Annotated in this window: 17 protein-coding genes and 2 tRNA genes; 8 read left to right on the top strand and 11 right to left on the bottom strand. The window is 72.3% G+C overall.

Features of this window, described 5'->3' with window-relative positions; genetic code table 11:
- Positions 1-21: 21 nt before the first annotated feature.
- The 11 genes from GY42_RS13215 to dnaA all read right to left on the bottom strand — a co-directional run bounded on the left by GY42_RS13215 (position 22) and on the right by dnaA (position 12,824).
- A tRNA-Ala gene (locus GY42_RS13215) sits at positions 22-94 on the bottom strand.
- A gap of 16 nt (positions 95-110) precedes the next feature.
- The gene (locus GY42_RS19870) at positions 111-230 is read right to left on the bottom strand and encodes a DLW-39 family protein (protein ID WP_213319957.1); all 120 of its coding nucleotides are present in this window, start codon (positions 228-230) and stop codon (positions 111-113) included.
- 61 nt (positions 231-291) lie between these two features.
- Positions 292-365: transfer RNA gene (locus GY42_RS13210), tRNA-Ile, on the bottom strand.
- A gap of 134 nt (positions 366-499) precedes the next feature.
- A complete protein-coding gene (locus tag GY42_RS13205) occupies positions 500-1,495 on the bottom strand; it encodes a DUF3566 domain-containing protein (protein ID WP_046529686.1) in 996 nt (331 codons plus the stop codon).
- Positions 1,492-4,086 carry a DNA gyrase subunit A gene (gene gyrA, locus GY42_RS13200; RefSeq protein ID WP_046529685.1) on the bottom strand — a complete coding sequence of 865 codons (2,595 nt, stop codon included), beginning with the start codon at positions 4,084-4,086 and terminating at the stop codon, positions 1,492-1,494. The genes GY42_RS13205 and gyrA overlap by 4 nt, the downstream gene beginning before the upstream one ends.
- Positions 4,087-4,152: 66 nt before the next feature.
- A complete protein-coding gene (gene gyrB / locus GY42_RS13195) occupies positions 4,153-6,228 on the bottom strand; it encodes a DNA topoisomerase (ATP-hydrolyzing) subunit B (protein WP_046529684.1) in 2,076 nt (691 codons plus the stop codon).
- A gap of 207 nt (positions 6,229-6,435) precedes the next feature.
- Positions 6,436-6,999 carry a DUF721 domain-containing protein gene (locus GY42_RS13190; protein ID WP_236686787.1) on the bottom strand — a complete coding sequence of 188 codons (564 nt, stop codon included), beginning with the start codon at positions 6,997-6,999 and terminating at the stop codon, positions 6,436-6,438.
- Between the two features lie 127 nt (positions 7,000-7,126).
- The gene (recF, locus tag GY42_RS13185) at positions 7,127-8,323 is read right to left on the bottom strand and encodes a DNA replication/repair protein RecF (protein WP_046529683.1); all 1,197 of its coding nucleotides are present in this window, start codon (positions 8,321-8,323) and stop codon (positions 7,127-7,129) included.
- Between the two features lie 5 nt (positions 8,324-8,328).
- Positions 8,329-9,258, bottom strand: coding sequence for a phosphogluconate dehydrogenase (NAD(+)-dependent, decarboxylating) (gene gnd, locus GY42_RS13180; RefSeq protein ID WP_046529682.1), 930 nt, complete (start codon positions 9,256-9,258; stop codon positions 8,329-8,331).
- Between the two features lie 87 nt (positions 9,259-9,345).
- Entirely contained in the window at positions 9,346-10,476 is a 1,131-nt protein-coding gene (dnaN, locus tag GY42_RS13175; RefSeq protein ID WP_046529681.1) for a DNA polymerase III subunit beta, read from the bottom strand.
- Between the two features lie 779 nt (positions 10,477-11,255).
- Positions 11,256-12,824 (bottom strand): chromosomal replication initiator protein DnaA, encoded by a 1,569-nt coding sequence (gene dnaA / locus GY42_RS13170; RefSeq protein WP_046529680.1) that lies wholly within the window; start codon positions 12,822-12,824, stop codon positions 11,256-11,258.
- A gap of 543 nt (positions 12,825-13,367) precedes the next feature.
- Between dnaA and rpmH the strand changes: the two genes are divergently transcribed.
- The 8 genes from rpmH to GY42_RS13130 all read left to right on the top strand — a co-directional run bounded on the left by rpmH (position 13,368) and on the right by GY42_RS13130 (position 25,086).
- Positions 13,368-13,505 carry a 50S ribosomal protein L34 gene (gene rpmH, locus GY42_RS13165; RefSeq protein ID WP_043601468.1) on the top strand — a complete coding sequence of 46 codons (138 nt, stop codon included), beginning with the start codon at positions 13,368-13,370 and terminating at the stop codon, positions 13,503-13,505.
- An 11-nt stretch (positions 13,506-13,516) separates the two neighbouring features.
- Positions 13,517-13,888, top strand: coding sequence for a ribonuclease P protein component (gene rnpA / locus GY42_RS13160; protein WP_046529679.1), 372 nt, complete (start codon positions 13,517-13,519; stop codon positions 13,886-13,888).
- A complete protein-coding gene (yidD, locus tag GY42_RS13155; RefSeq protein WP_046529678.1) occupies positions 13,885-14,172 on the top strand; it encodes a membrane protein insertion efficiency factor YidD in 288 nt (95 codons plus the stop codon). Before rnpA ends, yidD begins: the two co-directional genes overlap by 4 nt.
- A 22-nt stretch (positions 14,173-14,194) precedes the next feature.
- Positions 14,195-15,316 (top strand): membrane protein insertase YidC, encoded by a 1,122-nt coding sequence (yidC, locus tag GY42_RS13150; protein ID WP_046529677.1) that lies wholly within the window; start codon positions 14,195-14,197, stop codon positions 15,314-15,316.
- A 64-nt stretch (positions 15,317-15,380) separates the two neighbouring features.
- Positions 15,381-15,896 carry a Jag family protein gene (locus GY42_RS13145; RefSeq protein ID WP_046529676.1) on the top strand — a complete coding sequence of 172 codons (516 nt, stop codon included), beginning with the start codon at positions 15,381-15,383 and terminating at the stop codon, positions 15,894-15,896.
- 5,344 nt (positions 15,897-21,240) lie between these two features.
- A complete protein-coding gene (gene rsmG, locus GY42_RS13140) occupies positions 21,241-21,918 on the top strand; it encodes a 16S rRNA (guanine(527)-N(7))-methyltransferase RsmG (RefSeq protein ID WP_046529675.1) in 678 nt (225 codons plus the stop codon).
- Positions 21,919-22,897: 979 nt separating this feature from the next.
- A complete protein-coding gene (locus tag GY42_RS13135; RefSeq protein WP_046529674.1) occupies positions 22,898-23,953 on the top strand; it encodes a ParA family protein in 1,056 nt (351 codons plus the stop codon).
- Positions 23,950-25,086, top strand: a complete 1,137-nt coding sequence (locus GY42_RS13130) for a ParB/RepB/Spo0J family partition protein (RefSeq protein ID WP_046529673.1) — start codon at positions 23,950-23,952, stop codon at positions 25,084-25,086. The genes GY42_RS13135 and GY42_RS13130 overlap by 4 nt, the downstream gene beginning before the upstream one ends.
- Positions 25,087-25,205 lie beyond the last annotated feature (119 nt).

Below are 25,205 nucleotides of genomic sequence, written 5' to 3'. Positions count from 1 at the left end.
AGCGTCTCGCGTGGACGTACGTGGAGCCAAGGGGACTCGAACCCCTAACCCCCTGCTTGCAAAGCAGGTGCGCTACCAATTGCGCCATGGCCCCCGGTCGAGCCGACCGGTCACTCGAAGGTGTCGGTGACCTCGGCCCACAGGTCGCGCTCGTCGCGGTCCTGCGCGTACTTCTGCCAGGCGACGTAGCCGACGGCCGCGACCGCGGCCAGGAGCAGGAGCTTCTTCATCGGGTCCCCCGTCTCGGGTGCTTCCGGTCGGTCCGCGGGGCGCGCGGCATGCGGTGCAGGGTGGGCCTAACAGGACTTGAACCTGTGACCTCTTCCTTATCAGGGAAGCGCTCTAACCGTCTGAGCTATAGGCCCGTCACGCCACCCGTCGACGTCGTTCCCGCGAGGGAAACGCACCGGTGGGGGCGACGGTCGAGACTACCCCAGGCGGGCCGCCGCGCCCAAACCGGCGGTCGGGAGCCGATCGGCCCGTCGGGGGAGTGGACGGGTCACTCGTCCGTCATGGTCACGTGCACGCCGCCGACCAGCGCCGCCACGATGTTGTAGAGGAACGCGCCGATCGTCGCGAGCGCCGTCAGCAGGAAGACGTCGATGACGGCCACGAGGGTCGCCGCCGACACCGTCTTCTCGAACGACACGTAGTCCATGATCGTCAGGTCCGTGCCGCTGCCGACCACCTGCTTGACCAGGTCGTCGATCGTCGCGAACACGTGCAGCCCGTCGAGCGTGAACCACACCACGACCGCCGCGACGACGATCATGATGCCGACCGCGACCGACAGCAGGAACGCGAGCTTCATGACCGACCACGGGTCGACGCGCGAGACCGCGAGGCGCACGCGGCGCGGACCGCCGCCCCCCACCGACGGGACGCGTCCGGTCGCCGGACGGGCGGTGGCCCCGGTGACGGGCGCGGTGGACCGCGGCGCGGGGCGCTCAGCGGTCGACGGACCCGCCTTCGACGGTGTCGTGGTCATGTCGGCATCCTCGGTGCGGGGTCGGGTCAGCTGAGCGTACGCCCTGGAGAGCCCGGAACCCGTGGCTCCGGCGGCCTTCTTGAACCACACGGTCGTCGCGTCGACCGCCGTCACCAGGGGAGAGGGCTGGTCGGCACCGGCTCCGGCCTCGCCGTCCGTCCGCGGTGCAGGCACCTCGGGCGCGGTCGGGACGTCCCTCTCGGCCGGCGCCTCGGGGGCCTTCGCGGACGACGTGGTGCGGGCGACCTTCTCGGACGACGCGCCCGTGGCCTTCTCCGACGCCGGGGCGGGAGCCTTCGTGCCCGTGGACCGCTCTGCGGGCTTCGCCGCGGCCCCGCCCGACGCGGTGCCGGCGGACGTGCGCCCGGCGGTCGACGTGGCGCCGCCCTCACCCTTCTCCTGCTGCGCGGACCGGGCCCCGCCCGACGCCGAGGGGCGGCCGCCACCGGCGGTCACGGGCGTCGTGGGCCGCTTGCGCGGCGGGATCGAGGGGGGCGTGTCGCTCATGCGTCCTCCGAGGGCCGGTCACCGCTGTCGGGCACCGACCCCTCCGGGTCCGGTACGTCGGATGTGTGGGTGTCGCTGACGTTCTCGTCCACGGTACCGCCATCGTCCGCGAGGTGACGCTCGGTGTTCCGGGCCACCGCGATGATGCGGTCGCCGGCGTCCGGCTTGGCGAAGATCACGCCCTGGGTGTTGCGTCCCGTGGCGTTGACCTCGGAGGTCGAGGACCGCACGATCTTGCCGCGCTCCATGATGACGAGCACCTCGTCGTCGGCGTCGGTGACCAGGGCGCCCACGAGCTCGCCGTTCGCCTCGGGCAGGTTCGCGACCTTGATGCCGAGACCGCCGCGGCCCTGCTGGCGGTAGTTCTCGACCGTCAGCGCGGTGCGCTTGGCGATGCCGCCCTCGGTGACGGTGAACAGGAACGCGTCCTCGCGCACGACGTCCATCGCGAGCAGGTCGTCGTCGCCGCGGAACTTCATGCCCGTGACGCCGCTCGTCGCACGACCCATGGGCCGCAGCGCCTCGTCGGACGCCGTGAAGCGCACCGACTGGCCGAGCCGTGACACCAGGATGACGTCCTGGTCGGGGTCGACCAGCCGCGCCGAGACCAGCTCGTCGGCCCGGCCCTCGTCGTCCTCGCGCAGGTTGATCGCGATGACGCCGCCCGTGCGGTTCGAGTCGTACTCCGTCAGGCGCGTCTTCTTCACCAGGCCACGGCGCGTCGCGAGCACCAGGTGCTCGGCCTGCTCGTAGTCGCGCAGGTCCAGGACCTGCGCGATCTTCTCGCCCGGCTGGAACGCCAGCAGGTTCGCGACGTGCTGACCCTTGGCGTCGCGGCCGCCCTCGGGCAGCTCGTACGCCTTCGCGCGGTACACGCGGCCGAGGTTCGTGAAGAACAGCAGCCAGTGGTGCGTCGTCGTGACGAAGAAGTGGTCGACGATGTCGTCCTCGCGCAGCTGCGCGCCGCGCACGCCCTTGCCGCCGCGACGCTGCGCACGGTACGCGTCGACGCGCGTGCGCTTGGCGTAGCCGCCGCGCGTGATCGTGACGACCACGTCCTCCTCGGCGATGAGGTCCTCGATCGAGACCTCGCCGTCGAACGGCAGGATGTGCGTGCGCCGCTCGTCGCCGTACTTGTCGACGATCGTCGCGAGCTCCTCCGACACGATCGTGCGCTGCCGCTCGGGCGAGCCGAGGATCTCGTTGAGCTCGGTGATGATCGCCTGCAGCTTGGCGTGCTCCTCGAGGATCTCCTGGCGCTGCAGCGCGGCCAGGCGGCGCAGCTGCAGGTTGAGGATCGCCTGCGCCTGCTCCTCGTCGATGCCGAGGAGCTCCATGAGGCCCGTGCGCGCGACCTCGGCGTCGGGGGAGCGGCGGATCAGCGCGATGACCTCGTCGAGCGCGTCGAGCGCCTTGAGGTACCCGCGGTAGATGTGGATGCGCGCCTCGGCCTGCGCCAGGCGGTACCGCGTGCGGCGCTGGATGACGTCGATCTGGTGCGACGTCCAGTGTCGCACGAACGCGTCGAGGCTCAGCGTGCGCGGCACGCCATCGACCAGCGCGAGCATGTTCGCGCCGAACGTGTCCTGCAGCTGGGTGTGCTTGTACAGGTTGTTGAGCACGACCTTCGCGACCGCGTCGCGCTTGAGCACGATCACCAGGCGCTGGCCCGTGCGTCCCGACGTCTCGTCGCGGATGTCGGCGATGCCCTGCACGCGGCCCTCGCGGACCAGGTCCGCGATCTTCTTCGCGAGCGTGTCCGGGTTCACCTGGTACGGCAGCTCGGTGACCACGAGGCACTGCCGGCCCTGGATCTCCTCGACCTCGACGACCGCGCGCATCGTGATCGAGCCGCGGCCCGTGCGGTACGCGTCCTCGATGCCGCGCCGGCCCAGGATCGTCGCGGCGGTCGGGAAGTCGGGGCCCTTGATGCGCTGCATGAGCGCCTCGAGCAGCTCCTCCTTGGTGGCCTCCGGGTTCTCCAGGTGCCACTGCACGCCCGCCGCGACCTCGCGCAGGTTGTGCGGCGGGATGTTCGTCGCCATGCCGACGGCGATGCCGGCGGAGCCGTTGACCAGCAGGTTCGGGAACCGCGACGGCAGGACCGTGGGCTCCTGCGTGTGCCCGTCGTAGTTGTCCTGGAAGTCGACCGCGTCCTCGTCGATGTCGCGGACCATCTCCATGGCCAGCGGCGCCATCTTGCACTCGGTGTACCGCGGCGCTGCGGCCGGGTCGTCGCCCGGGGAGCCGAAGTTGCCCTGGCCCGCGACCAGCGGGTACCGCATCGACCAGTCCTGCACGAGGCGGACCAGCGCGTCGTAGATCGCCGTGTCGCCGTGCGGGTGGTACTTGCCCATGACGTCGCCGACCACGCGGCTGCACTTCGAGAACTGCCGGTCGGGCCGGTAGCCGCCGTCGTACATCGCGTACAGGACGCGGCGGTGCACGGGCTTGAGGCCGTCACGCACGTCCGGCAGCGCACGGCCGACGATCACGGCCATCGCGTAGTCCAGGTACGAGCGCTGCATCTCGAGCTGCAGGTCGACCTGCTCGATGCGGCCGTGCTCGATGTCGCCGGGGGTCTCGGTCACGTGCGGGTCACTCCAGTCGTCGGCGCGAGGTCGGGGGCGGGCGGGCCGGGGTCACCGGCGCCCGCGTCAGATGTCGAGGAAGCGGACGTCCTTGGCGTTGCGCTGGATGAACGAGCGTCGCGCCTCGACGTCCTCGCCCATGAGCACCGAGAAGATCTCGTCCGCGGCCGCGGCCTCGTCGAGCGTCACCTGCAGCAGCGTGCGGTGCTCGGGCGACATGGTCGTCTCCCAGAGCTCCGAGTAGTCCATCTCGCCCAGACCCTTGTACCGCTGGATCGCGTTCTCCTTGGGCAGCCGCTTGCCGTTCGCGCGGCCCTCGGTGACGAACGCGTCCCGCTCGCGGTCCGAGTAGACGTAGTCGTGGTCCGCGTTGGTCCACTTGATGCGGTACAGCGGCGGCTGCGCCATGTACACGTGCCCGGCCGTGATGAGCTCGGGCATGTACCGGAACAGCAGCGTGAGCAGCAGCGTGCGGATGTGCTGGCCGTCGACGTCGGCGTCGGCCATGAGCACGATCTTGTGGTACCGCAGCTTCGAGACGTCGAAGTCCTCGCCGATGCCGGTGCCGAACGCCGTGATGAGCGCCTGCACCTCCTGGTTGCTCAGCGCCTTGTCGAGGCGCGCACGCTCGACGTTGAGGATCTTCCCGCGGATCGGCATGATCGCCTGCGTCCGCGGGTTGCGGCCGCGCACCGCCGAGCCGCCGGCCGAGTCGCCCTCGACGATGAAGACCTCGCACTCCTCCGGCCGGTTGGACTGGCAGTCCTTGAGCTTGCCGGGCATCGAGTGCGAGTCGAGCAGGCCCTTGCGGCGCGTCGCCTCGCGGGCCTTGCGGGCCGCGAGCCGCGCCGCCGCCGCCTGGATCGACTTGCGGATGACGTCCTTCGCCTCCGACGGGTGCGCGTCGAGCCACGCGCCGAGCTGGTCGTTGACGACCGACTGCACGAACCGCTTGGCCTCGGTGTTGCCGAGCTTCGTCTTGGTCTGGCCCTCGAACTGCGGCTCGCCGAGCTTGACGGAGATGACGGCGGTGAGCCCCTCGCGGATGTCGTCGCCCGTGAGGTTCTCCTCCTTCTCCTTGAGGATGTTCTTCTCGCGCGCGTAGCGGTTGATGAGCGAGGTCATCGCCGCGCGGAAGCCCTCCTCGTGCGTGCCGCCCTCGGTCGTCGAGATCGTGTTGGCGTACGTGTGCACCGACTCGGAGTACGCGGTGGTCCACTGCAGCGCGATCTCCACCGAGATCTTGCGGACCGTGTCCTCGGCCTCGAAGTCGATGACGTCCGGGTGGACGACCTCGACCTTCTTGGCCGAGTTGAGGTGCTTGACGTAGTCGACCAGGCCGCCGTCGTAGCGGTAGGACACCGTGCGCGGCGCGGCGCCCTCGCCGGCCGGCGAGCTCTCGCCGGCGATCTCGTCGTCGGTGTCGGTGTGCTGGGGGCGCTCGTCGACGAGCGTGATGCGCAGGCCCTTGTTGAGGAACGCCATCTGCTGGAAGCGCGCGCGCAGCGTCTCGAAGTCGTAGTCGACGGTCTCGAAGATCGACGGGTCGGCCCAGAACGTCTGCGACGTGCCGGTCTCGTCGGTCGCGGCGCCCCGCTGGAGCTCGCCCACCGGCTTGCCGCCGTCGGCGAAGTCCATGGTCCACGTCGCACCGTCGCGCTTGACGACCGTGCGCACGCGCGTCGACAGCGCGTTGACGACCGAGATGCCGACGCCGTGCAGACCGCCGGACACCGCGTACCCGCTGCCGCCGAACTTGCCGCCCGCGTGCAGGATCGTCATGACGACCTCGACCGTGGGACGCCCCTCGGTCGGGTGGATCGCGACCGGGATGCCACGGCCGTTGTCGGTGACGCGCACGCCGCCGTCGGCGAGCAGCGTCACCTCGATCGTGTCGCAGTAGCCGGCCAGGGCCTCGTCGACCGAGTTGTCGACGACCTCGTACACGAGGTGGTGCAGACCGCGCGCACCGGTCGAGCCGATGTACATGCCGGGGCGCTTGCGGACGGCCTCGAGGCCCTCGAGGACGGTGATCGCGCTGGCGTCGTAGTCGCCGCCGCTCGGGCGCGCGGGCGCGGGGGTGCTGCCCTGCCCCTCGTCGTTCGTGTCCTGCGGGTCGAGAGGGGTGCTCTGGTCGGCCACGGGCAGCGGTTCTCCTCGAGAGCTCGGTACGCGCCAGGCGCGTCGTGAGCGGCTGCGAGCCGTCGGGAGTCCGGATCACCCCACGGCGGCGGAGTTCTCGTCTCACGAGGGCAGGCAGGCGGCTCTGTTGACCCGTCCAGTCTACCTCCCGGGCGCCCGTTCCCGGGCAGGAGGCACCAGGGGTGTCACGGTCGCCGCGGCGCGCGGTCAGCCGTAGGTGTCACGCGGACCGCGCCCGGCGACCCGCCGCGGACCCCGCCCGAACCCGTGACCCACCGGACCGAGCACGTCCACCTGCACCACGACGCCCGGACCGAGCGCCTCGTCGAACCGCGCGAGCATCGCCGGTGCCAGCAGCCGCAGGTTCGCGGCCCACGCGGTCGACGACGCCCGCACCGTCAGCAGCCCCGCCGCGAACGAGACGTACTCGCAGTGGTCCGCGACCTGCGGACCGACGATCTGCGCCCACCGGTGCACGAGGTCGCCCACGACGAGGCCCGGCTCCCAGCCGAGGTCCCGCGCCAGCAGCCCCGCCGAGATCGCGAGCGGCTGCGGGTCCCGCGGCCCGGGCGCCGACCCGCTGCTCACGGGACGCGACGGCGTCACGCCCGGTCGCAACCCGCGCGCGCGAGCGGCGGCCTTCGCCCGGGCCAGCGCGGCCCGAGCCACCTGCTCGGGCGGCGTCAGGTCGACGAGCTCGGCCACGGGCACGCCGTCGGGCACCGCCGTGGGCGCCGGCAGCAGCGCGTCGTCGTCGCCGGCAGCCGCCACCGGCGCGACGCCGTCCGGTGCGGGCCCGCGCGCCGGACGTGCGACCGCGCGGGACCGCGACGTCCCGGCACGCGGGGCGTCGTCGGCGCTCGTCCCGGGGGAGCGGCGCGCGCGAGCCGCGCCGCCCTCAGAGGACACGGGCGACCTCGCCGCCGAGCACGTCCACGCGTGCGCCCGCCAACGGCTCGGGCACGTCCTGCGGCACCGCGGCCGTCACCAGCACCTGCCGCGCACCCGCGACCAGCTCGGCCAGCCGCTCGCGCCGACGCGTGTCGAGCTCGGCGAACACGTCGTCGAGGATCAGCACGGGCTCGCCGTCCGGGCCCCAGTCCGCGGCCCACGCACCGGCGTCGTCGACGCCGTGCGTCAGCAGCTCGTACGACGCGAGGCGCAGCGCGAGCGCGACCGACCACGACTCGCCGTGGCTCGCGTACCCCTTGGCCGGCAGAGCGCCGAGCGTGAGCGCCAGGTCGTCGCGGTGCGGGCCGACCAGGCACACGCCCCGCTCGATCTCCTTGGTGCGCAACCGGCCCATCGCCTCGAGCAGCAGCCCCTCGACGGTCGCCGCGTCGGCGGCCGCCGGCAGCGCGGGGTCGTCGTCGGTTCCGCCCAGGGCCGTGTCGAGCGACGCCCGGTACGTGATCCCGAGCTCGCCCTGTCCCGCGCTGACCTGCCGGTACGCGTCGGCCGCGCGAGGGCGCAGCGCCGCGACGAGGGCCTGCCGCGCGACGACGACCTGCGCACCCGTCGCCGCGAGCTTCGCGTCCCACACGTCGAGCGTGCGCAGGTCCGCGCCCGTGCGCGCGCGCGACGCCGCCGCGGCCGACTTCAGCAGCGCCGACCGCTGCTTGAGGACCCGGTCGTAGTCGCCCAGGACCCCCGCGATGCGCGGCGTGAGCTGCACCAGCAGCTCGTCGAGGAACCGTCGGCGGCCGTCTGGGTCGCCCTTGACGAGCGCGAGGTCCTCGGGGGCGAACAGCACCGTGCGCAGGATGCCCAGCACGTCCCGCGCGCGGCCCGGCGAGCCGCCGTTGACCCGCGCGCGGTTGGCCTTGCCCGGCGTGACCTCGACCTCGACGAGCGTCGCGCGCTCCTCGCGGACGACCTTCGCGCGCACGACCGCCCGCGACGTGCCGGCACGCACGAGCGCCGCGTCCGAGGGGACGCGGTGGCTGCCGAGCGTCGCGACGTACCCGATCGCCTCGACGAGGTTCGTCTTGCCCTGCCCGTTGGGTCCGACGAGCGCGGTGATGCCCGGGTCAAGCGGCAGCTCGACCTGCGGGTACGACCGGAAGTCGGTGAGGGACAGGTGCGCGACGTACACGCCGGTCAGGCCTCCGACGTGGGTGGTGCCGACGGCGTCACGGTGTCCGCGCCGGCCGCGCGCACCGCGTGCCCGCCGAACTGCTGGCGCAGCGCGGCGACGGCCTTCATGGCCGGCGACTCGCCCTGCCGCGACGAGAACCGCGCGAACAGCGACGCCGCGATGACCGGGGCCGGCACCGCCAGGTCGATGGCCTCGTCGACGGTCCAGCGGCCCTCGCCCGAGTCCTCGACCCAGTCGTCGATCGCCGCGAACCGCGGGTCCTCGTGCAGCGCCTGCACGAGGAGGTCCAGCAGCCACGACCGCACGACGGTGCCCTTGGTCCACGCGCGCATGGTCGCGGGGACGTCGGTGATGAGGTCCTTCGCCGCGAGCAGCTCGTAGCCCTCGGCGTACGCCTGCATGAGGCCGTACTCGATGCCGTTGTGGACCATCTTCGCGTAGTGCCCCGCACCGACCGGGCCGGCGTGCACGAAGCCGTCGCCGCGCTCACCCTCGGGGCGCAGCGCGTCGAAGACGGGCATCGCACGCTCGACGTCGGCGGCGTCGCCGCCGACCATGAGCCCGTAGCCGTTCTCCAGGCCCCAGATGCCGCCCGAGACGCCCGCGTCGATGAAGCCGATGCCGTGCTCGGCGAGCGTCGCGGCGTGCGCCGCGTCGTCCTGGTAGTACGAGTTGCCGCCGTCGATGACCAGGTCACCGGCCGTGAGCAGGCCCGCGAGGTCCTGGATGACGGCGTCGGTGATCGGCCCCGAGGGGACCATCACCCACACGACGCGCTCGCCCGCGGGCAGCGCCGCGGCAAGGGCCTCGAGCGACGGGACGTCCGTCACGTCGGGGTTGCGGTCGAACCCCGTGACCTCGATGCCGGCCTCGCGGATGCGCGCGCGCATGTTCGCGCCCATCTTGCCCAGCCCGACCAGACCGATGTGCATGCCTCGCCCCTCTCGACGCGGGCCACGTCGCTCGACGTGGCACCCCGGCCACTGTGCCGCACCCGCGGCCCGTCCGCGCGAGCGGCGTCAGCTCGCGAAGCGGATCGGCACCAGCAGGTAGCGGTAGTCCTTGCGGTCGTCGCTCTCGAGCGACTCCTGGCCCGTGAACTCCACGGGCTTGTTCGGGTGCGTGAACGACATCCGCACGAACGTCGTGTCGAGCGCACCGAGCCCGTCGGCGAGGAAGTGCGGGTTGAACGCGACCGAGATGTCGTCGCCGACGAGCGTCGCCTCGAGCGCCTCGGACGCCTGCGCGTCGTCGCCCTGACCCGCGTCCAGCACGACCTGACCCTCGCTGAACGTCAGCCGGATCGGGGTGTTGCGCTCGGCGACGAGCGCGACGCGCTTCGCGGCCTCCGCGAGCGCCTGGCGGTTGACGATCGCATGGATCGGCGTCTCGTCGGGGAACAGCCGCCGCACGGGCGGGTAGTCGCCGTCCACGAGCAGGCTCGTGGTCTGGCGGCCCCCGGCCTCGAAGCCGATGAGGTCGACGCCGCCGCCGCTCGACAGCGACACCTCGACGGAGCCCGAGCCGCCGAGCGACTTCGCCGCGTCGGAGAGCGTGCGCGCCCGCACGAGGGCCACGGCCTCGACGTCGGGGCTCGCGGGCTTCCACGTCATCTCGCGCAGCGCCAGCCGGTAGCGGTCGGTCGCCAGCAGCGTGACGCGCTCGCCCTCGATCTCGACGCGCACGCCCGTGAGCAGGGGGAGCGTGTCGTCACGGCTCGCGGCGACCGACACCTGCGCGACCGCGTGGGTCAGCTCGTCGCCGTCGACCGTGCCGGTCACGGGCGGCATCGCGGGGAGGTTCGGGTAGTCCTCGACCGGCATCGTCAGGAGCGTGAAGCGGCTCGCACCGCACGTGACCTGCACCTTGGTGCCGTCCAGCACGACGTCGACGGGCTTGGCCGGCAGGGCGCGCGAGATCTCCGCGAGCAGGCGCCCCGAGACGAGCACAGTCCCGGGCTCGCTCACGTCGGCGGGCAGCTGCGCGCGTGCCGAGACCTCGTAGTCGAAGCTCGACAGCTGGATCGTGCCCGTGGCGTCGGCCTCGATGCGGACGCCCGCGAGGACGGGCACGGGCGGCCGGGTCGGCAGGCTGCGTGCGGTCCACGTGACGGCGTCGGCGAGAACGTCACGATCGACGCGGAACCTCATGCATCACCTTCTCGTCGTCCTGCCCGGGGAAGGGGCGCGCGTCGTCGTGGACGCGTGCGATCCGGGCGTTGGCGGGGCTGAGCCGAAGACTACGCGACACCTCCGACGGCCGGTACACCGTCGGGGCCTCATCGCGGGGCCGTGCCCCGCCCGCTCGCCGCAGCACCCACACGTCGGTGTGTGGATCCCTTCCTGGGAGATGGGTCGTCGTCGTCGTCGGGGCTGTGGGTGGTGTGGACGACGGGTCGCCGAGCAGGTCACGGCCGGTCTCGGGCTGTGCGGGGCGGTGTGGTCGGGCGTCGGGTCGTCGGTGGACGGCGGTGGACGCCCGCGGGACGTTCCACCGCCGTCCACCGACAGGACGGGTCCCGTCCACATCGCCGGCGCGTGTCGTCCACCGCCGTCCACAGGTCTGTGCACAGGTGTGAACATTCGTCCTACGCGTCCCTCGCCCCCGGGTTGGGGACAACCCTGGGGCGTTCGCCCCGGTTTGGTATGAGAGGCCTCTCACCGTCGTAGGGGCGCCTCGGTCGCCGGCGACATCCGTCGACGCGCGGGTGCTGCCGGGCCGAGGCGGCGTCTGCCCAGGTCAGCACGGTGTCGGCGCCGGTGCGTGCGCCGTGCCCCGCGCCAGGAGGTCCGGCTTCTCGCGTCGGGTGAGCCGTTTCACACGTGTCCCCAACCCGTGGGCAAACCTGTGGACAACCGGGGTCGCCCGGTGGACGGGAACGGACCAACGCGACATCCCGGCGTCTCGGGGTGAGGTCCCGGGGAGCCGCTCAGCCGCGGTGCTGCTGCTTGATCCGGTTGGTGAGCTCGGTGACCTGGTTGTAGATCGACCGCCGCTCGGCCATGAGCTCGCGGATCTTGCGGTTCGCGTGCATGACCGTCGTGTGGTCCCGACCGCCGAACGCCTGCCCGATCTTCGGCAGCGACAGGTCCGTCAGCTCGCGGCACAGGTACATCGCGATCTGACGCGCCGTGACGAGCACGCGCGACCGGCTCGACCCGCACAGGTCGTCGATGCTCAGACCGAAGTACGCGGCCGTCTGCCCGATCACCGTGGTGGCGGTGATCTCCTGCGTCTGGTCGTCGGTGATGAGGTCCTTGAGGACGATCTCCGCGAGCGACACGTCGACCTGCTGACGGTTGAGGTTCGCGAACGCCGTGACCCGGATGAGCGCGCCCTCGAGCTCACGGATGTTCGTCGAGATCTTCGACGCGATGTACTCCAGCACGTCGTCGGGCGCCTGCAGCCGCTCGCTGGCGGCCTTCTTGCGGAGGATCGCGATCCGGGTCTCGAGGTCCGGCGGCTGCACGTCCGTGATGAGGCCCCACTCGAACCGCGACCGCATCCGGTCCTCGAAGCCGTTGAGCTGCTTGGGCGGCAGGTCGGACGTGATCACGACCTGCTTGTTCGCGTTGTGCAGCGTGTTGAACGTGTGGAAGAACTCCTCCATCGTCTGTTCCTTGCCCTGCAGGAACTGGATGTCGTCGATCAGCAGGACGTCGACCTCGCGGTACCGACGCTGGAACGCGCCCGCCTTGCCCTCGCTGATGGAGTTGATGAAGTCGTTCGTGAACTCCTCGGAGTTCACGTAGCGCACCCGCACCGTCGGGTACAGGTTCTGCGCGTAGTGGCCGATCGCGTGCAGCAGGTGCGTCTTGCCGAGGCCCGAGTCGCCGTAGATGAACAGCGGGTTGTACGCCTTGGCCGGGGCCTCGGCCACCGCGACGGCCGCGGCGTGCGCGAACCGGTTGGACGACCCGATGACGAACGTCTCGAAGAGGTACTTCGGGTTCAGGCGTGCCGGCTCGGACATCGCGCGCCGCGGGGACGTGACCACGCTCGTGCCGTCGACCGCGCGCAGCACGGGACGGGGGTCGGCGGGCTCGTCGCGGACGGCGTGCTCGACCGGCGCGTCGTCGGCGCTCTCGGCGCGCTCGTCGCGGGTGCCGAAGGCGGGGTGGGCGGTCACCAGGGCGAGGTCGGGGCGCGCGTCGGGCTCGTCGTCGTAGGCGGGGGCGCCGGTCGCGGCGGGCGCCGGGGGCACCACGCGCAGCGCGGGCGGGACGTCGCCGGCCACCTCGGGGTCGACCGTCACGGCGAACCGCGCCTCACGGCCGAGCGCCTCGCCGAGCGCCTGCGTGACCTCGGCGCGGACGCGCGTCTCGAGGTACTCCTTGGTGAGGTCGTTGCCGACGGCGAGGAGCATCGTGCCGTCGAGCACGCCCAGCGGGTGGGCGAGCCGGACGAAGGCCAGCTGACGGGGCGTGATGTCGGGGCTCGCCTCGAGGCTCGCGACGACGTGTCCCCACACGCGGGCCGGTTCTTCGTCCTGTGACAACGTCCTACCTCAGTGATCGGTCCTGCGGGGCCCGGCGAGTCTGGCACGGTGGACCGTCGTCCACATAGTTGTCCACACCTGTGAGTGGCAGCGGTGCGGGACCGTGACCCGTCGTCGGGGGTCCTGCCCGCCCGTCGTCCACAGGGCCGGCGACGGCGTCGTCCGCACCCTCGAGGCGCACGCGCCGGGCGGCACGACGATGTCCGACTCTAGTGGTCGGCCGGCACCCGCAGAAGCGCACCGGCGGGTGAGACCCGCGACACGCCGCGGCGGGTCCACCGAGAACCTGCTGACCTGGGGTAAGGCGTCCGACGGTGCGTCGCGGTGCCACCGTGGGTGCCACCCGCCGTGCGGCGTACGCTGGCGCATTTGACCCACGCGCCTGCCGCGGCGTAGCGTGGCCCAGCCTTCCGACGGCTCCGTCCGGCGCGCCCTGACGCCTTCGCACGTGTCCTTGCGTGCGATCCCTGGAGCGGTGGACACGGCACCAGGACCTGGTCGTGCGACTCCGTACGACCGTGACGAGAACGTGTGGAGAACGTCGTGACCAAGCGCACCTTCCAGCCGAACAACCGGCGCCGGGCCAAGACCCACGGCTTCCGTCTGCGCATGCGCACGCGTGCCGGCCGCGCCATCCTCGCGGCGCGCCGCCGCAAGGGGCGCGCCGAGCTCTCGGCCTGACGCCACCCCCGGTGCTCCCTGCAGCGCACCGGATGCGCCGCTCTGCCGACTTCCAGCAGACGGTGCGTCGCGGCGCGCGCGGGGGACGCGACACCCTCGTCGTGCACCTCACGACGACGACCGACCCCGGCCCGCCGGTGGTCGGTCTCGTCGTCTCCAAGGCCGTGGGGAACGCCGTGACCCGGAACCGGGTCCGGCGGCGGCTGCGCGCCCTGCTGGCGAGCCGCCTCGGCCGCTGGGGGAGCGGCACGCGGGTCGTCGTCCGCGCGCAGCCCGACGCCGCGGGAGCCTCCTCCGCGCAGCTGGGCCGCGACCTGGACGGCGCGATCGACGGCGCCGAGCGGCGCGCGGCGCGGCGCGCCGAGCACCGGGTGACGTCGTGACGCGCGTCTGGGCCGTGGTGAGCTCTCTGCCCGCTCGTGTACTTCTCGGCCTGCTCTGGGTGTACCAACGCGTGATCTCGCCGATCACGCCTCCGACCTGCAGGTTCTACCCGTCGTGCTCGCAGTACGCGGTCATCGCCGTGCAGCGTCACGGTGCCGTCCGCGGCACGTGGCTCGCCGCGCGGCGACTCCTGCGGTGCCACCCCTGGAACCCCGGTGGGGTCGACGACGTTCCACCGTCGCGGCACCACCACGCCTTCGACGCGGCCCCCGCCGCTCACTGACGCTCTCGAGGAGCACCGCCTCATGCCTTGGATGGACGGCCTGCTGTTCCCGCTCATGGTCGCGGTCGCGTGGATCATGGTCCGCTTCCACGACCTGCTGACCTGGATCGGCCTCGACCCCGCGAGCGGCGCCGCCTGGGCGCTGTCCATCGTCGGACTCGTGATCGTCATGCGGATCCTGCTGATCCCGCTCTTCTTCAAGCAGATCAAGGCGTCCCGTGGCATGCAGCTCGTGCAGCCCGAGATGCAGGCCCTGCAGAAGAAGTACAAGGGCAAGACAGACCCCGCGTCCCGCGAGGCGATGAGCCGCGAGATGATGGAGCTCTACCGCAAGCACGGCACGAACCCGTTCGCGTCCTGCCTGCCCATCCTCCTGCAGTCGCCGATCTTCTTCGCCCTGTTCCGGGTGCTCTACGAGCTCCCGAGCCTGGCGTCCGGCACGTACGCGCGCGCCGAGTCGATCGGCCCCCTCACCCGCGAGCTGGCCGGCCAGGCCGAGCAGGCCACCATCTGGGGCGCACCGCTGTCCGGCACCTTCATGCAGTGGGACGGCAACTGGCACATCCGCGTCGTCACCATCGTCCTCATCGTCGCGATGTCGGTGACGACGTTCACCACGCAGCGGCAGCTCACCATGAAGAACATGCCGCCGGCTGCGCTCACGGGCCCGATGGCGCAGCAGCAGAAGATCCTGCTGTACGTCCTGCCGTTCATCTTCGCCGTCTCGGGCGTGAACTTCCCGATCGGTGTCCTCATCTACTGGACCACCACCAACCTGTGGTCGATGGGGCAGCAGTTCTACACGATCCGCCGCATGCCGGCACCGGGTTCGCAGGCGGAGAAGGCGCTCAAGGAGCGGCAGGCCAGGAAGGCCGCCGCCCGCGGCGAGACGATCGAGCAGACCTCGACCGCGACCGCCGTCATCGACGAGAAGCCCCGCGGTCAGCGTCAGCAGCCGAAGCGCAAGGACCGCGCCAAGGTGCGGCCGCAGCAGACGGGGGTCGGCGCGGACGACGCATCCGACGCCGCTGGCACGGTCGAGGACGCGCCCGCTGCTCCGAGCGAACCGACCACGCCCGCTCCGAAGAAGAAGCGCAAGGGTCCGCCCTCCGGCGGCTCGACGCCCGACGGCCCCCGCCACTGACCACCACCGCGACGACGGCCCCCGCAGGGCCGACGACGGTGCGACACCTCTGAACGGAGAAGACATGGGTACGACCGAGCCGGACACGGCCGCCGACGCCGACGTCGTGAAGCGCCTCGAGGAGGAGGGCGAGATCGCCGCCGACTACCTCGAGGAGTTCCTCGACATCGCGGACCTCGACGGTGACATCGACATCGACGTCGACCACGGGCGGGCTGCCGTGGAGATTGTGGCCGAGGACGGCTCGGACGCGGCAGCGCTCCGCCGTCTCGTCGGCGCCGAGGGGGAGGTGCTCGACGCGTTGCAGGAGCTCACGCGCCTCGCCGTCCAGACGAAGACGGGCGAGCGCAGCCGGCTGATGCTCGACATCGCCGGGTTCCGTGCGCAGCGGCGGACCGAGCTCGTCGCGATCGCCCGCACCGCCATCGACCAAGTCAAGGCAGACGGCGAGGCGGTCACGCTCTCCGCGATGAACCCGTTCGAGCGGAAGGTCGTGCACGACGCGGTGGCCGAGGCCGGCCTCGTGAGCGACTCCGTCGGCGTCGAGCCGGACCGCCGGGTGGTCGTCAAGCCGGCGTGAGCTGACCCCGGGACGACGGTGCACGCAGGGCGGGTGGCGCGAGCTACCCGCCCTGCGTCGTCTCCACGAGTCGACGGCGGTGGTCGTCGACCATTCCTCGGACCGGGGGACGGCGTCGGGAGGTGTGTCCGAGGCGCGTGATCGTGCGCGGGAGATTGGCTCCTGGCGAACTGGGGCTCCGTGACGTGGCCGCGGCGGCCCTTTGGCTTCGCCAGGAACGATTCTCCTGGCGTTTTGGAGCGTAGAGCGCCTCGCGGGCGCGGCCCGTGGCCCGCAGGATCGGCCTCCAGGAACGGCGCGGTGTCCGGAATGTGCCGGTCTCCGCGCGACGCCGTCGTCGCGGTGTGCTGCGGCATCATTGCGGCGCACCCTGGGTGGTCGGGTGATGCTGCGCCTGCGGGGGGTCTCAGGGGCGGACGGGCCATGGGTGTCGAGAGGTACTACCGGCGAGGGTGAGGTCTTCCTCGGTTCGCGCGTGACCGGGTGGACCGTGCCGGTGCGCTCCCTGCGCTGGCGGTGTCGCCCACGGGGGCGAACGGCTAGCCACTGCCCCGGGTGATCGGGGGGGCGGGCACGTCCCGAGGGATGGCGTGAGGGCCGTCGGTCGGTTCGGCGAGTGGTCGATCTCGGAGGAGGTCGAGCCGTCGAGGCGAGTCGAGCTGCTCGGCCCGGCCTCAGAGGCAGACGGGCAACCCGTCGACGACCGCAGTCGTGCACGCGCTCGGGGGAGAGCTATCGCTAGGTCGGGCTCGGGGTCGTGCGCACGGCCGCTGATGGTGGGGAACGGCTCGGCGGATGCGGCGACCCGCGTGGGGTGGTGCGTCGGTGTCTGGCGACGAGCGTCGTCTCGGTGCTGCGGATCGGGGAGCGCTGCCGGACGCTCGCGCCGCGCCTCGCTCGTCTCGGTAGTGACCGCGGGTCGGTGGTGGGTGCGGTCGGGTGCTGAGTGGAGACGTGTCTTGTCCACAGGTCGCCGGCACGCTCAGGTCGACGCTCGCCACGCCGGAGCCGACCGCGACGGCAGCGGTCCGGGGCTTGCCTCGCTGGCGTGAGAGTGGAGACCGACGCCGTGGATCGGACACCGGGTCGAAGGTGCGTACTGAGCGCGTTCGTCCCGGCGTCTCGATCGTCGAGGTCGTTCTGCTCCGCCTCTGCGCGGCGCCCGTCGGGCGGCGTTCGTCGGTCGGCGAGGTGGCGGCATGGGTGTGTCGCGCGGGTGGAAGTCCCGCGTTCGACGAGCAATGGGTCGCTTTCGGGCCCTGTTTCACGTGGAACAGGGCGTTTGAGCGCCCCGTAAGTTCTCCAGGAACGATCCTCCTGGCGATCCGGAGCGGAGGATGGTGGCCTGACGAGCCGTCGAACGCTCTGAACGACGCTCCTGGAGCGCCGCCGAGGCCCGAATTGAGCGCTCAATGCGGCGGGACGCGTCGCGACCCGACCTGTTGGGGACGTGTCTTCCGGTGGGGGCGGTCGAGAGTCGCACGCGCCGGGTGCTGTGCGCCTGGTGCGGATTGCTGAAGAACCACCGAGAGCTCGTCGGTACAGGCATCGTCGCGACGATGGCGGGCACCCTGCTCGAAGGCACCCGGCGTTCCGAGCTGCGCGAGTCAGCTGCCCGCGGGCGGTTGACACGGCGTGGCCGTCTGGCCGGTTGCGGGCCCGATGAAGGGGCGAGCCGGACCGGATCGGTCGACGGGGGCGGTGGGACGTCGCGCGTCTCGTGCGGACGGCGTGATCGATGCCTGCCCGGCCGGCGGCGGCGCCGCTCCTCGACGAGTCGCGGCCTGTCGGGGGGAGTGGTTACGTGCTGCGTCGGCTGCGTCGGCTGCGTCGGCTGCGTCGGCTGCGTCGGCTGCGTCGGCTGCGTCGGGCGGCGGGACGGTGGTCGCTGCGCGCCCTCGGCGGCGCGGGGCGCCCGCGTGTTTCACGTGGAACGGGGCCGGCGGCGGTTGACGGTCGACGGTAGAACCGTGTGCGGTGTTGCCGCACGAGTGCGCGCGGCTCGCGCTGGTCCAGCGGCTCGGGCTCACCGTCGTGAGCTCAGACATCGTGGTCCGTGGGGTCGGCCGCGGCGCTGTCAGTCGCCGGTCATGGGTTGGTGAACTGAGGCGCGAGGCGCACGACAGCACGCGCGCGGTGTTCATCCGTGGGTGTTGCTCACAACGCCGAGGTCGCGCGGCGGGGGTGTCGGGGCGGTGATTCCTCGCGCCGCTGTGCGTGGGGCCGTGGGTCAGTGAGCTTGGCCGGGCTGCGGCTCGCGGGTGAGGGCGACGGCGCTCGACCCATCCCCCGTCGACGATGCGGTCCGAGATCCTGAGCTCACCGACGAGATGCTGAGCTCACCGACGAGATGCTGAGCTCACCGACGGGTTGCTGAGCTCGCCGACGACGCACTGAGCTCGCCGACGCTACGCGAGCGCCGCGGTGCCGCGCGCGTGGACGGCGCGGAGAGTCGTGAGGAGGTGGTGCTCATCGCCATGCGCGGTCGGCGGCCGTTGGCGGCGTGCCGAGCGCCCGGCGAGGTGGACGCAAGGACGGGGTGCCGTGTGCGCCGTCCGCCGGCCGGTTTCACGTGGAACGGAGGCGGACGCTTCTCGGTCCTTGCAGTCCGGCGAGATGTTGAGACCTTCTGCCGTGACCGGAGACCCTGCCGCGCCAGGCGAGGAGCGTCAGGTGCGAGGCGGCCACGACTGGCCGTGTTCGGCGGTGGCCAAGGATGAGCGGCGCGGGCACGTCGCGCTGGCACGCACGCGTCGCCGCGGCTCCTTCTGGTGTGACCCGGAGCGCGGCGCGACCGGGGTGCGTGACGGGGAGGGGTGAGCTCTTGCCTGACGTGGACGGCCACATCGGCGTATGCAGCTCGACCGTCACCTACCGGCCAAGGCGCAAGTGGGTGCTCCATCGTGGAATCCGCTGAGGTGGCCCCGCCGGTGACACTAGACCGCGAGCCCTCACGGGGATCCTCACGCGCGGTGAAGGGCGCGAGCAAGCAGGGAGGCTGTGGCGAGCGGCGAGGTCTCGACCGGTCGGTGAGCTGAGTGCGAGCCGGATCCTCGAGTCGCGAGCGTCGACGCTCACCTCGTACTGCGACGCAATCGTTCTGGCGTGAGCTCTGACGCGACGACTGCGCCACGAGCACCGCGACGCCCCCACATCGAAGTGGCCGCGGCGCTGGCACCGTCGTGCGCAAGGCTGGCCGCGCAGAGACGTCCCGCTCGGCTGCGGTCTTCTGCTGGGCGTCGCGTCGCGTCGGACCACGCCGCACGGGGCGAGGCTCGTCTCTGCGCGGAGACGAATCAGAGAGCCCTTGTTCCGTCTGCACGTGGCACCCCGCTCGGGAGGACCCCGCTCACGGTTTCACGTGGAACAGATGGAGAAATGCCACGTCAGGGGTCTGACGTGCAACCGCGACATGGAGGGGAGCCCTCTTGGTGGCTCGATGGGTCTTCGCCAACACCGCGTGCCACGCGGCGTCTCACGTGGAACTGGCGGACTGCTTGGCGCGGACAGATCCTGAGGGCGCGGGGCGCTCCTTCATGTCGGGCACCGCTGCGTGCGATCGACCGTTCCATGAGTACCCGGCTGTCGGGAACGAGGGCCGCCCGCCCGACGGCGTGCGGGAGGTCAGGGGGAGTGGCGATGCAGGCCTCGCGCGGCAACGGCGGTCGTGAGGTGCGCAGTGCTCCGGCGCGAACGTCCGCGACCCCGGGCCCGCGGGAGTCCTCGATGCGACGCCTGGGGAGCAACCCGCTACGGCGCGCCACATGAGGAGGACGCAGCCGGTGTGGCACCCGCCGCTTGTGGTGGCGTGGTGCGCGCGGCGGACGTGGGGGACTCCCTCCGAGGTGGACTGTCGAGATCGGGGACCGACCCACGAGGGGCACGCCGGCTCGGCGGACGCGCCCTGTCCACTGGAAGGCCGTCCGGCGCGGCGACCAGTGGTGAGCCTCGCCGTGCGCGTGAGCGTGAGCGTTTGCGCAGAGGTTGAGCGTGAGCGTTTGCGCAGAGGTTGAGCGTGAGCGCAAAGGTTCAGCGCGAGCGCGGGCGGAAGATCGTTGTCGGGTCGACAAAGCGATGCCCGTCTTCGCTGTGGGGTGACGGGGGAGTCAACAGCCCTCCTCTGGACGACGAGTCGCCCACCGGTGCATGCACGCCGCGGCGGGTGCCTGCACCTTGAGGTGCTGGCTCGAAGGCAGCCGGGGCGGTGGCGCCAGCTGAGCGTCTGCGGAAGCGTCGGAGAGACCGTCGTGGAGCCGGAGCGCAGGGAGCTGCTCACCGTGTCCACTCGGACTGCAGCGGGCGCGGGGGCTCGACCCGGACTCGGTCGTTCAGCTTGTGTGGGACGTGCGACGGCCACGGATCCCAGTGGCCGTTGTCAGACGTGTGGCCCAGCGCGCCCGTGAGCCGCGCGATGGAACGGCCGTCGATGGTTGGGTGACTCACATGTGCAGGAGTGGCCCGACGCGACCCCATCTCCGCAGTGTCGACCAGCGCCTCCGCTGACGGCAATCGAGCCTTGCCGACGCAGGAGCGCACCGGCGCGGTCGAGGGCGCGCCCACCGCGGGGAACGATGGTGGAGCGCGCTCGTCTCTGCAGCGAGGCCGCGGCTGGCGTGGTGGACCGAGGACGACGTCCTGCGGCGCATCGTCAGCCGGCGTGCTCCGGCGTCCGTTGCCGTGATGGGCCTCGTGCTGGGCTCGAGCGGTGGACACGTTCGCGTGGCACCTCAGCGTGACCCGCCACCAGAGGCGGCGGGTCAGCGCGAGGTGTCCGGGTCTGCGCGCACGTGCCGCGCCAGGCTGCGCGTCAATGTGTCAGCGGCACCTGGTGGGGGCGCCGAGGAGCTTCCCACCGAGCGGGCGCGGACGGGGGGCGCACTTCGGCACCCGACCGCGGCGGATCGTGCACACCGCGCGAGGATCGGACGGTGTCGACACGAGCGACCGCGTGGCCGCGAGCCCGATCGCTGCACCAGCCGCCCCGAGGACCGCCTCCGCGTCAGCCTTCCAGCCGTTCTCGCACCGTCCGTTCGACCGATGCGGCACGTCATGCAAGCTGGGTGCTGGGTGCCTGGTGCCCGGTGCTGGTTTGCCGGGTACCGGTCGAGCACACCCTGTCGCTCGTGCGCCGCCGTGTCCCGTCGCCATCCGGAGGGTCCGGCACGGCGATGCCGAGCGTCCGGCTGTCGCTCGGGCACGCGCACGCATCGGGAGATCGCGCAAGCGACCGTAGGCGCGGGCCTCCCGGTCCGGCGTCATGCGGCGGGGTAGCGTAGGGGCGCGACGAACGGGCCGTGCCACCGTCGAGTCGACCGCTCGTTTCACGTGGAACAGGAGCCACCGGGTGCAGGACCAGTCACCGGATCTCGCAGCGAACGAGCCTGACCCGTGGGACGGTGACCCGCGGCTGCCCGAGTTCTTCGCCGACGCGTGGGTGGCGGTCCGCACCTTCCGGGACTACCTGGTCGAGGAGGGTGAGCTGCGCGGGCTCATCGGCCCACGAGAGATCCCGCGGTTGTGGGAGCGGCACCTGCTCAACTCGGCAGCCGTGGTGCCGTACCTCCCGCAGACCGGTGTGGTCGTGGACGTGGGATCCGGGGCCGGTCTGCCCGGGATCGTCGCGGCGGCCATGCTCCCCGACGCCGAGGTGGTGCTCGTCGAGCCCATGGAACGGCGGGTCGCGTGGCTGAACGACGTGGTCACGCGCTGCGCGCTCCCGAACGTCGAGGTCAGACGTGCGCGGGCGCAGGAGCTCGACGGTGCGATCGAGGCCGACGCCGTGACCGCGCGTGCCGTCGCCGCGCTGGACAAGCTCTACCGGTGGACCGCCCCGCTCGTCCGCGACGGCGGGACGGTGGTCGCGATGAAGGGCGCCCGCGCCGAGGACGAGCTCGCGGCAGCCGCGAAGGCGATGCGAGCGGTCGGGCTGGTCGACGGTCGCGTGCACGAGGCCGTGACCATCCCCGGGACCGAACCGACACGCGTCGTGACCGCGGTGAGGAGGGTGCGAGGTGTTCGGTAGGAAGAAGCGCCGCGAAGAGAAGGCGGCGGCGGCTCGCGCGGCGGCTACGACGCCGGCGACCGACGTCCCCGTGCCGGGCGTGCCGCCGGCCGACGAGTGGCAGCCCGGAAGCCCTCCCGATCACCGTCCCGCCGCGGGCGCGACGCCGTCCGAGGCGCCGGTCACCCCGGCGTGGTCGTCCCGTGGAGCCGTGGCCGGGGCGACGAGCCCGCAGTGGCCGGCGACCGCCGACCTTTCCCGCGGCCCGTCGGTCGGGAGCTCCGTCGCCGTCGACGAGGCCCAGGCCGAGCAGGACGGCGGAGCCGACGGGGACCACGTGCCCGGACCGTCGACCACGTCTGCACCGACCGCCGGCGGCGTGCCCCGTTGGAGCGCGGGGCCGGACACCGAGACCGATGCGGCCGCTGGAGTCCACACGCACGGCCGCGACACGGAAGCGCCTCCGGGCGTGGACGACAGCACCCAAGCCGAGGTCCAGGACGGCGCTGGTGCCGCGACGGAGACCGCGACGCACGGCGAGGCCGCGGACGAGGGCGTCGACCCGGGCCCCGAAGGCGCCACTCACGTCCCACCGCACGACGTCGTTTCACGTGGAACCACGTCGACCCTGGCGGTCGAAGGGGAGGCCCCCGCACCCACCGCGCCGGACGACGCCGCGACGACTGAGGATGCACGCCCGCGTCGTGGCGCCCGTCCGCGCCCCGTCTCGGTGACGCAGCTGGGAGCGGTGTACGCGTGGGAGACTGAGGAGCCGGCCGGCACGACCCCGGACGGGTCACCTGACGACGCGGACGGCGGTGCGCGGCACCCCGACCCGTCGGACGACGTGGCGGAGGGCGCTGGTGACACGTCGTCCGCACCTTCGGGGGAGCGCCCTGCTGAGCCGCGTGCGCTCGACCAGGTGCGTGCGACGCTCGCTGACACCGCTCTGACCAGCACGAACACCGCCCGTACGGCGCGTGAGGACGAAAGAGGACCCGTGGACGACCAGCAGGACCCCGCCCCCGGGACCGAGAGCGCGACCGGTGCGCCGAGCCCCGCGGGCGACCCGGAGGAGGCCCGTCGCGCCGCGATCGTCGACAGCCTGCCGCGCGCGTCGGACGACACGCCGCTGCTCGCCGAGCTGCAGCTCGACGCCCGCCGCAGGATCGAGCTGCGTGGACGGAAGTTCCCCCGACCGCCGCGGACGCGGGTCATCACGGTCGCCAACCAGAAGGGCGGCGTCGGCAAGACGACGACGACCGTCAACCTCGCGGCCGCGCTCGCGCAGGCGGGCCTGCAGGTCCTGGTCCTCGACAACGACCCGCAGGGGAACGCGTCGACCGCGCTCGGCATCGAGCACCGCGCGGGGACGCCGTCGATCTACGAGGTGCTCGTCGACGGCGCGCCCATGCACGAGGCGGTCCAGCAGAGCCCCGACGTCCCGGGCCTGTGGTGCCTGCCGGCCACGATCGACCTCTCCGGGGCCGAGATCGAGCTCGTCTCCATGGTGGCCCGTGAGACCCGGCTACGGACCGCGCTCGACAACTACCTGACGTGGCGCACCGACAACGGCCACGAGCGGATCGACTACGTCTTCGTCGACTGCCCCCCGAGCCTCGGCCTGCTGACGGTCAACGCGTTCGTCGTGGCACGCGAGGTCCTGATCCCGATCCAGTGCGAGTACTACGCACTCGAGGGCCTGTCGCAGCTGCTCAAGACCATCGACCTCATCCAGGCGCACCTGAACCCGCGGCTCGCCGTCTCGACGATCCTCCTCACGATGTACGACGCGCGCACCAACCTCGCGCAGCAGGTCGCCGAGGAGGTGCGGACGCACTTCCCGGAGCAGACGCTGCGCACGACGGTGCCGCGGTCCGTCCGGATCTCCGAGGCGCCGAGCTACGGCCAGACCGTCATCACGTACGACGGCAGCTCGTCGGGCGCGCTCGCGTACCTCGAGGCGGCCCGCGAGCTCGCGGAGCGGGCCGTGCAGGCCACCACCCGTACCGACGGCGTGCCCGTGCCGGCCACGCCCGCCCAGGAGGACCAGTGAGCGAGAAGCGTCGCGGCCTCGGCCGCGGACTAGGGGCCTTGATCCCCACGGGTCTGGAGACCCCGCGCAGCACCGGGGACCGTCCCGTCGACGTGTTCTTCCCCGACACGCGCAAGGACGAGCGGGCCGCGTCGGCCGCGAGCACGGTCGACCCGGCCGTCGAGGACCCGTCCACGTCCGCGGCCGGCGCCCCCACCGCGGACACCGTCGACGCGGTGGCAGCCGCGCACGTCGATGCGGGTGACGCGTCGGCAGCCACCGACGTCGTCGCGGGGGGCGCGACCGCGTCGGTCGACACGGACGGCCTGGTCCCGGTCCCCGGGGCGCGGTTCGCGGAGCTCCCCGTCACGTCGATCCGGCCCAACCCTCGACAGCCGCGCGTGGTCTTCGACGAGGACGCGTTGGCCGAGCTCGTGGGGTCCATCCGTGAGATCGGCGTCCTGCAGCCGGTCGTCGTGCGTGCTGTGGGCGACGGCTACGAGCTGATCATGGGGGAGCGGCGCTGGCGCGCGACGCAGGAGGCGGGCCTCACCACGATCCCGGCGATCGTGCGGGAGACCGAGGACGGCGACCTGCTGCGCGACGCCCTCCTGGAGAACCTGCACCGCGCCCAGCTCAACCCGCTCGAGGAGGCGGCCGCCTACCAGCAGCTCCTCGACGACTTCGGCTGCACGCACGAGGAGCTCGCGACGCGGATCCACCGGTCGCGTCCGCAGATCTCCAACACGTTGCGGCTGCTGAAGCTGCCGCCGCTGGTGCAGCGCCGCGTCGCGGCGGGCGTCCTGTCGGCGGGGCACGCGCGGGCGCTCCTGGGTCTGGCGGACGGTGCGGCCATCGAGCGTCTCGCACAGCGGATCGTGTCGGAGGGGCTCTCGGTGCGCGCGGTCGAGGAGATCGTCGCGCTGGGTGGGGACGAGACCGCGCCGACGCGACGTCCGCGGCCGCGTGCCGGCGTCCGGAACGAGGCGTTGGACGACCTGGCCGCTCGGCTGTCGGACCGTTTCGAGACGCGCGTGAAGGTCGACCTCGGCAAGTCGCGTGGCAAGCTCACCGTCGAGTTCGCGTCGGTGCAGGACCTCAACCGCATCCTGACGGCCCTCGCTCCCGACGACCCGGGCGTCCTGCGGCCCTGACCGGGCTCCCGTGCCGGCGAGGTGCCGACCGTGCTCGACGGGCGTCAGGCGCCCGGCCGTCGTCGTCGACCCGGCGCCGCCTGAGCGCCGAGGCGACGAGAGGGTCGACTCGGCTGCGC

The organism is Cellulomonas sp. FA1 (genome assembly GCF_000986825.1).
Lineage (GTDB): Bacteria > Actinomycetota > Actinomycetes > Actinomycetales > Cellulomonadaceae > Cellulomonas > Cellulomonas iranensis.
This window is presented reverse-complemented; position numbering and strand designations above follow the sequence as displayed.